At 72.4% G+C, this 7,584-nt stretch carries 9 protein-coding genes, 4 tRNA genes and 1 pseudogene; 8 read left to right on the forward strand and 6 right to left on the reverse strand.

What is annotated here, in order from left to right; all coding sequences use genetic code 11:
• Window positions 1-203 precede the first annotated feature (203 nt).
• Window positions 204-401, reverse strand: a pseudogene (locus tag PHY01_RS25695) (hypothetical protein); the annotation flags it as partial.
• A 181-nt stretch (window positions 402-582) separates the two neighbouring features.
• Between PHY01_RS25695 and PHY01_RS25700 the strand changes: the two are divergent.
• The 4 genes from PHY01_RS25700 to PHY01_RS25715 all read left to right on the forward strand — a co-directional run bounded on the left by PHY01_RS25700 (window position 583) and on the right by PHY01_RS25715 (window position 4,251).
• Window positions 583-876: a hypothetical protein gene (locus PHY01_RS25700; RefSeq protein ID WP_141282807.1), complete on the forward strand. Its 294-nt coding sequence runs from the start codon at window positions 583-585 to the stop codon at window positions 874-876.
• Window positions 873-2,360, forward strand: coding sequence for a relaxase/mobilization nuclease domain-containing protein (locus PHY01_RS25705; RefSeq protein ID WP_141282810.1), 1,488 nt, complete (start codon window positions 873-875; stop codon window positions 2,358-2,360). The genes PHY01_RS25700 and PHY01_RS25705 overlap by 4 nt, the downstream gene beginning before the upstream one ends.
• A 402-nt stretch (window positions 2,361-2,762) precedes the next feature.
• Window positions 2,763-3,029 carry a helix-turn-helix domain-containing protein gene (locus PHY01_RS25710; RefSeq protein WP_141282812.1) on the forward strand — a complete coding sequence of 89 codons (267 nt, stop codon included), beginning with the start codon at window positions 2,763-2,765 and terminating at the stop codon, window positions 3,027-3,029.
• Window positions 3,013-4,251: a tyrosine-type recombinase/integrase gene (locus PHY01_RS25715; RefSeq protein ID WP_141282814.1), complete on the forward strand. Its 1,239-nt coding sequence runs from the start codon at window positions 3,013-3,015 to the stop codon at window positions 4,249-4,251. The genes PHY01_RS25710 and PHY01_RS25715 overlap by 17 nt, the downstream gene beginning before the upstream one ends.
• 12 nt (window positions 4,252-4,263) lie before the next feature.
• Here the strand turns inward: PHY01_RS25715 and PHY01_RS25720 are convergent.
• From PHY01_RS25720 to PHY01_RS25735, 4 genes are all read right to left on the reverse strand, one after another.
• Window positions 4,264-4,338, reverse strand: a tRNA-Val gene (locus tag PHY01_RS25720).
• Window position 4,339: 1 nt separating this feature from the next.
• Window positions 4,340-4,411, reverse strand: a tRNA-Cys gene (locus tag PHY01_RS25725).
• A 59-nt stretch (window positions 4,412-4,470) separates the two neighbouring features.
• Window positions 4,471-4,542, reverse strand: a tRNA-Gly gene (locus PHY01_RS25730).
• 101 nt (window positions 4,543-4,643) lie between these two features.
• Entirely contained in the window at window positions 4,644-5,075 is a 432-nt protein-coding gene (locus tag PHY01_RS25735; protein ID WP_141282816.1) for an SsgA family sporulation/cell division regulator, read from the reverse strand.
• A gap of 230 nt (window positions 5,076-5,305) precedes the next feature.
• Between PHY01_RS25735 and PHY01_RS25740 the strand changes: the two genes are divergently transcribed.
• From PHY01_RS25740 to PHY01_RS25755, 4 genes are all read left to right on the forward strand, one after another.
• Window positions 5,306-5,962, forward strand: a complete 657-nt coding sequence (locus PHY01_RS25740) for an RNA polymerase sigma factor (RefSeq protein WP_141282818.1) — start codon at window positions 5,306-5,308, stop codon at window positions 5,960-5,962.
• A gap of 20 nt (window positions 5,963-5,982) precedes the next feature.
• Window positions 5,983-6,822 (forward strand): anti-sigma factor, encoded by an 840-nt coding sequence (locus PHY01_RS25745; protein ID WP_170183989.1) that lies wholly within the window; start codon window positions 5,983-5,985, stop codon window positions 6,820-6,822.
• Window positions 6,823-6,893: 71 nt separating this feature from the next.
• The gene (locus PHY01_RS25750) at window positions 6,894-7,241 is read left to right on the forward strand and encodes a TIGR02611 family protein (protein WP_281283717.1); all 348 of its coding nucleotides are present in this window, start codon (window positions 6,894-6,896) and stop codon (window positions 7,239-7,241) included.
• 22 nt (window positions 7,242-7,263) lie between these two features.
• A tRNA-Val gene (locus PHY01_RS25755) sits at window positions 7,264-7,335 on the forward strand.
• Window positions 7,336-7,412: 77 nt separating this feature from the next.
• On the opposite strand, the gene PHY01_RS28325 is transcribed toward PHY01_RS25755, so the two are convergent.
• Window positions 7,413-7,584: tyrosine-type recombinase/integrase (locus tag PHY01_RS28325; RefSeq protein ID WP_141282822.1), on the reverse strand; the 172-nt coding region annotated here is incomplete at its 5' end.

A 7,584-nucleotide genomic window follows, 5' to 3' on the forward strand; every position in this document is an offset into this window, starting at 1 on the left:
TGGGGGGCCTAGCGCCGATGCAGGCCCGTCGGGTGGGGCTCGCGCCATCCTCACCGCGACGACGCGACAGGCCGTCGCCGATGCGTGGTCGTTCCGTTGTCAGCGGGTCGACAGTCGCCCACCGGCGGAGGCCGGAGCCCCTGGTCCGGAGATGCCCAGCGCCGGCGGACCGGCCGTCGAGCCCGGTCTCCGGCGGATCCTGGTCAGCGGCGGCCGGTGGCCAGGGTGACGAGGAACTGGCCGCCGCCCGCCTGGATCTCGGCGGTCACCGGCAACCCGGGAACGAGTCGGGAGAAGCGGTCCACCAGCCAGTCCGCGGCCTCTTGGGCGTCGTGCTCGGTCGGGCAACGGGCCACCATCTCGCGTCCCCCCTTGCGTTCCAGTCTCCCGGCGACGGTGATCTGGCGGCTCAACCGGTCCGTTGTCGAGCGGTGACCACGGATCGACCACGCCTCGACAACGGATCGACCACGCTGCGGCAGCGGCGCTCTACCAGGCTTGTTCGCGATGGACGCAACCCGAGCACCGGTGCCGCGTCGCGGTCAGCCCCAGGCGGGTGCGCCTCGGCGCCGGCAGGTATTGGTGCGGCTCTCCGACGGCGACCTCGCGGAGATCAAGGCCGGTGCGGCGCGGGAGGGGCTAGCGGTCGGGGCGTGGATGCGGGAGCTCGCCGTCCGCGCGGCCGACGACGGCGCGGGCTGGGACCTGGCCGTGTCGCGGCGCGAGGTCGTCGCGCAGCTGATGCGGGTCCGGGTCGATGTCGCCGTCATCCTCGCTGCCGACGACATGGCGGCCGTGCGCGACCGAGTCATGGCCGTGCTGCTCGATCTGGACACGCTGATCGGGGACGCCGCCCGAAAGCCTCGACGGCAGTGATCACCAAGGTGGTGCACGGGTGGCGCCCTGGTGGACTGATCGCCTACCTGATGGGCCCGGGACGCGCGGAGGAACACCGGCAGCCGCGGGTGATCGCGAGCTGGGACGGCCTCGACGCCGCCTGGCAGCCGGCGCGGACCGGTGCGGGTTCCTGGGATCTGGATCTCGGGCCGCTCGTCGCAGCACTGCGCGCGCCCGCGGTCGCGGCCGGGCTGCCCGATCGACAGGACGACAGCGGCACGCGCGGGTACGTGTGGCACTGCTCAGCTCGGCTGGCAGCGGGAGATCGGCTGCTCAGCGACGGGGAGTGGGCGGGGATCACCCGGGAGCTGCTCGACGGGGCCGGTGTCGCGGCGCGGGACGACCCGGGCGGGCCGCGGTGGTTCGCCGTGCGGCACGCCGATGACCACATCCACATCGCCGTGGTGCTGGTCCGGCAGGACACGGGCCGGCGGTTCTGGCCGTACCGGGACTACCCGCGGCTCAGGGAGACCGCGCGGGCGATCGAGCGACGCCTCGGGCTGACCGAGACGGCGACCGCCGACGGGACCGCGGCACGGTCGCCGTCGCGCGGGGAGATCGAGAAGGCGGCGCGGCAGGGCCGGGAGCCGGCGCGGGTGGAGTTGGCGCGGGCGGTGCGCGAGGCCGCCGTCGCGAGCAGCGGCGCCGAGGAGTTCATCGACGCGTTGTCCGCCGCCGGGTACCTCGCCGAGTTACGGCGGGCGCCGTCGGGTGATCCGATCGGCTTGAAGGTGGCGCGGCCCGGTGATCTCAGCGCGACCGGGCAGCCGGTGTTCTACAGCGGCAGCAAGCTCGCCTCGGACCTGTCCATGCCCAAGCTGCGGCAGCGCTGGGCCGACAGCGCCCGAGGACCCGATACCGGTAGTTCGGCCACGGCCGGGCGGCAGGTCGCCCGGGCCCGCCGGGCAGTGGCTGTGGCCCGTCGTGGCGTCGGTGTCGAGGACGTCGAAAGCATCGGGCACGCGACTGGCGACGTGCTGACCGCGCTGCGCGGGTGGCCGGGCGCGGGACGGGATCTCGGCGAGGCGGCGGACCTGTTCGACCGGGCTGCGCGGGCACCGGGCCGCGGCGTCGGTCGGGCCGGCCCGTCGAGTGTCGGACTGCGCCGCATCGCACGGCACCTGATCCGGCACCGACGGGTCGCGACCGACGACGACCTCGGCGGGGTCATCGTGCTGGCCGTCGCGGTCGCCGGGCTGGTCCGGGAGATTGCGGCCTGGCAGCGGGAGCGCGGCCGCACCCACCAAGCCGATGCCGCTGACAACGCAGCGGCCGTGGTCGACCGATGGTCAGCAGTGTTGTCCACAGCCGACCACGCAGGCGCCACACGGGCTGCACCGCGCCCCCTCGTCGGCCTCCAGCACGGCACCGGCGCCACGCCGCCGCGTCGCGAACCAACAACTCGACGACTGCCGCCCAGCGCGGCAGCTCGGCCGGCGCCCGTACACGCAGGCCCGGCATGAGCCGAACGGCGCTCCGCAGGGGGCGCGGCGGACGCCTTCCCCGCTGGCCGCCATGGTGGCCGTCCGTCGCCCGTCGTGGGTCAACGTCGTTCGTCCTCGCCTGGCGGCTCGGGCGCTCCACGTTGACCCACTCCTCGCCGACGGCAGAGCGGCCGGGACGGAGGAACGGCCGGAAGCGGTCGGACCTCGTGAGCATGGTCGACGTCGATGATCGGTCGGTCCTGGCCGGCGGAGCTCAGCCGCGCACCCGCTCCGACACCGTCCGCCGGGTCGGGCCCAGGAGGATCGCGGCCCCCACGGCTCGCCATGACCACGGTTCGACCACGCCGCAGCAACACGATGACAACGGCCCAGGTCAACGCCGCAGTCAGCCTCGTTCCCGGAACGTCCGGAGGAGGCAGCATGCAGCACCGAGCACCCGAGGTGCACAGCCCGCGCGAGCGGCGCGACGTCGAGAGCGGCGAGCCTGGCGGGGCCGTGCCGGTGAGGCTGCACCGGATCCCCGACGCGATGCGGCTGCTGTCGCTGAGCCGCTCGGTGATCTACGAGCAGATCCGCTCCGGCCGGCTGCGATCGGTCCGGCAGGGCCGCACCCGTCTCATCCCCGCCGACGCCATCGCCGAGTATGTCGAGCTGCTCGTGCGGGAAGCCGATGACGGCGCGGCGTAGCCGCGGCGACGGTGGGCTGCATTGGGACGATGCCCGGCAGCGCTGGGTCGCCACCATCACCGTCGGTCACACGCCGGCCGGCAGGCGCATCGTTCGGAAGGCCAGCGGGCGGACCAAGACCGAGACGCGGAACCGGCTCAAGGAGCTGGTCCGCGACCACGACGACGGCGTGCTGATCGCGGCGCAGAGCTACACCGTGGAGCAGGCCGTGCAGGACTGGCTCGACCACGGACTCGGCGGGCGGGACCCGAGCACGGTGCAGACCCTGCGCAACCTCGCCGTGCGCCACGTCGTCCCGGCGCTGGGCCGGCGCAAGCTGCGTGAGCTGTCGGCCGAGGACGTCGACCGCTGGCTGGCGGACAAGGCGCGGGAGCTGAGCACCAGCACCGTGTCGCGGATCAAGTCGATCCTGGCCAGATCGATCACGCGGGCGCAGGCCCGGGACAAGGTGAAGCGCAACGTCGTGCTGCTGTGCGGGACACCGACCGGGCTGGCCGGACGGCCGTCGCAGGCGTTGACGTTCGACCAGGCACAGGCGCTGCTCGACGCCGCGCCGGCGTCGACGATGGGCGCCTACGTGGTCGTCTCATTACTGACCGGTGCCCGCACGGAGGAGTTGCGGGCCCTGACCTGGGAGCATGTCGACCTTGTCGGTGACCCGGCCGCGTCGCCGCCGGTCCCGCCGAACGTCAGGGTGTGGCGCTCGGTGCGGGCAGGGGGTGACACCAAGACGAGGGGTTCGCGGCGAACGCTCGCCTTGCCGGACCGTTGCGTCGAGGCGTTGGAGGAACACCGCGACCGTCAGCGGGTCGCCCGCGGGGTGGCGGGGGAGCGGTGGACCGACCACGAAATCGTCTTCGCGACCGAGGCGGGGACGGCGATGGACGCGGCGAACGTGCGGCGGGACTTCCGGCGTGTGGCCGTCGCCGCCGGGCTGGACGACCGGCGCTGGAGCCCGCGCGAGCTCCGGCACAGCTTCGTGTCCTTGCTGTCGGACGGGGGAGTGCCGATCGAGCAGATCGCGCGGCTGATCGGTCATACGGGCGGTTCGAAGGTGACGGAGTCCGTCTATCGCAAGCAGCTACGACCGGTCATCGAGGAAGGAGCTACGGCCATGAACCGCGTCTTCCCGGGCCGCCGGCGAGTTAGTCACCCAGCTAGTCACCCGGTCCGCCCCGAAACGCCAAGAAGGCCTGGTCCGAATCCCCAGATGGGGCTCTGACCAGGCCTTACGTGGTGGGCGATACAAGGATTGAACTTGTGACCTCTTCCGTGTCAAGGAAGCGCTCTCCCACTGAGCTAATCGCCCGAGGCGGTGGCGGGAATCGAACCCGCGTACAGGGCTTTGCAGGCCCTTGCCTAAGCCACTCGGCCACACCGCCAGATCCTGTGACTCCTGGGATCTGATCCTGGAGGTCCGAGCGGACCCGAGGTTCCTCCGAGCGGACGACGGGATTCGAACCCGCGACCCTCACCTTGGCAAGGTGATGCGCTACCACTGCGCTACGTCCGCATGTCGCGGTTGTTCACCGCGTTGTGGGCAAACCTTAGCGCAGGCTTCCGGGGGCTTCCACACCCACCCCCTCGCCGCCCGCGCAGGCGGTCTGACCTGCGTCAGTCGCGCGCAGGGTCGTTGTCGAGGAGTGCGGACAGCGCCGTCTCGAAGTCGAGCCACGAGTACTCGCGGCCCGGGGGGACCGCGTCGTAGGTGCGGTGCAGGAAGTCTCCGAGGGTCTGGGCGCACGTGGTGAACACCGCGTGGCCGGACGGGGAGGAGAGCTCGAGCTGCACGCGGTGGGGGTCCAGGGCCATGGGGCGGACCCGGACGTCGCCGCTGCCGGACGGGGTGATGAGGCCGTCGTGGAGCAGGTCACGGGCGAACACCCAGTCCACCGCGCTACCGTGGCCGGTGCGGAAGGACGCCTGTACCGCGAAGGGGTCGCGGCTGTGGTAGCTCAGATCCACCTTGACGCGCACCGCAGGGGCGTCATCGGTGATCAGCTCGAACACCGCCGGTGAGCAGATGACCGTGTGCTCGTCGCGCATCGTGCGTCCTCTTTCGTGGTCCCGCGTGGCTCGTCAGAAGGAAAAACGACGGTGTCGCCAAGATGTGACGGGTCGAGGGACAGAGTCCGCCCGGATGCCGGTATGTCCTCACTCCTACGGGGCAACGGTCACGCTCCGCAGAGGGTGACCGCGCGCCGCGTATGCACGCTGGGACTAATCTGAACCGGACGCCACGTCGTGGCGAATAGAGAGACGTGAGGAACTCGCTGGTGGCCGAAGTCGCCGATGCACGTGGCCCGTCCGGCAGACGGCCACGGCCTGCGGCGGCCCGGGCCCACGACCCGGCCGACGAGCTGCTGGTCCGGCAGATCGTCGACGGCGATCAGACGGCGCTCGGCGCCCTCTACGACCGGTACTGCCGCCCGGCGTACTCCCTGGCCCGGCGCATCTGCGCCGACGAGGGCATCGCCGAGGACGTCGTGCAGGAGGTCTTCCTCGCGTTCTGGCGCGACCCGCGCCGGTTCGACCCCGAGCGCGGCGCCTTCGGTACGTGGCTGCTCACGCTGGTGCACCACAAGTCCGTCGACGCGGTCCGCCGGGAGAGCTCGATCCGGCGCCGGACCGTGCCGGCCGCCGAGGACGGCGACGAGTGGTCGGCGCCCCCCGGGCCCGGCGCCGACCAGGCCGCACTCGGCAAGGTCGTGGCCGGTCAGGTGCGCGACGCGCTGGGCCGCCTCCCGGCCGAGCAGCGCCAGGCGCTCGCGCTGGCCTACTACGGCGGCTACACGCAGCGTGAGGTCGCAGCGCTGACCGGGGTGCCGCTGGGCACCGTCAAGTCCCGCATGTTCACCGGCGTGCAGCGGTTGCGCAGCGTGCTCGGCCCTCTGCTCGGCGAGTTCGCCACCGATCTGGGTGGCGCCCGATGACGACACCACAGGACTGTCCGTTGACCCACCAGGCCGTCGGCTGGGCGCTGCACGCGCTGGAACCCGACGAGGAGATGGCGGTGCTGCTGCACCTGCCGCACTGCGCCGCCTGCCGCGCCGCGGTCGCCGAGGCGGAGGAGGTGCTCGCCGCGCTGGGCGGGGTCGTCCCGGCTGCGGAACCGCCGACCGCGCTCCGTGACCGGCTGATGGCCGCGGCCGCCGCCACCGAGCAGCGCCCGCCGGTGCTCCAGGCCCGTCCCGAGCCGCCCCGGTCCGCCCCCGTCCCCGTCCCCGCGCAGGGCTTCCCCTCCGACGGCCGACGCCACCGCCTCGACGAGGAGGACCGCGCCCGTCGTCGTCCCCGCTCGACGTGGCTCGACCGCCGCCGGCTGGTCGCGGCGTCGCTGGTGCTCGTCGCGGCGGTGTCCGTCGGCGGTCTCGCCATCCGGGCCGGCCAGCTGGAGCAGCAGCGCGATGCGGAGTCCGCCCAGGCCCAGGGCCTGTCGGAGCTCATCTCCCAGCTCGACCAGCCCGGCACCCGCCACGCTCTGCTCGAGTCGGCCGACCGGAGCACCGTCGCGGCGGTGCTGCTGGCCGGTGGCGAGCGTCAGGTGTACACCCTCGGCCTCGCCGCGAACGCCCACGACCGCACCTACGTGCTGTGGGGGATCCGCCCCGACTCGACCCCACCCGTCCCGCTGGGCGTCTTCGACGTCGGCACCGCCGACCAGGGCGTGCGCACGGTAGGGTCGGCGGCCGAGACGGACGACTTCGCGCAGTACGCGATCTCGCTGGAGCCGGGGCGCGTCGCGCCCGTCTCGCCGACCGAGGTCGTCGCGAGCGGGCAGGTGGAGATCTGAGCAGCACCGAGAAGGCCACGGCGCACCCGGAGCCTCGGGGCTTCCGGGCGCGCATCGAGCGCACGCCCGCGCTGCGCCGGACCTACCGCATCGGCGTGGGCGTGCTCGGCGCGGTCGTGCTCGCGCTCGGGATCATCGCCATCCCCTACCCCGGGCCGGGGTGGCTCATCGTCTTCGCGGGCCTGGCCATCCTGGCCAGCGAGTTCGCGTGGGCCAAGCGCGTGCTCCGCTTCGCCCGGTCCAAGTACGACGCCTGGACGGACTGGCTCGGCCGCCAGTCCCTGCTCGTCCGGCTGGGCGTGCTGGCCCTCACCGGTCTGGTCGTCCTGGCCACGTTGTACCTGCTCGGTGCCCTCTACCTGGTGGCCGGATGGGTCGGGCTCGGCGGATGGACCTGGCTGCAGAGCCCGTTGTTCTGACGTGTAGAGTTCTGCACGGCTCGGGCGATTAGCTCAGGGGGAGAGCGCTTCGTTCACACCGAAGAGGTCACTGGTTCGATCCCAGTATCGCCCACGCAGGTCAGAGGCCCGGTTCGAGATCTTCGGACCGGGCCTTTGTCGTCGGAGTCAGCGAAAAGTCAGCAGCACCGGTCATATCTGGTCGCCGTCCTCGTCGTCATCCATCGCTTGCAGGATGCGGTCGTGGTTGTCGGTACGGCGGGTGTAGAGGTCCAGCGTGGTGGATGAGCGCTCGTGGCCCATCACCTGCTGCACCATGTTGATGGGTACGCCGTCATCAACCAGCCAGGTGGCGTACGAGTGA

It is taken from the genome of Pseudonocardia hydrocarbonoxydans, assembly GCF_006539565.1.
GTDB classification, from domain to species: domain Bacteria; phylum Actinomycetota; class Actinomycetes; order Mycobacteriales; family Pseudonocardiaceae; genus Pseudonocardia; species Pseudonocardia hydrocarbonoxydans.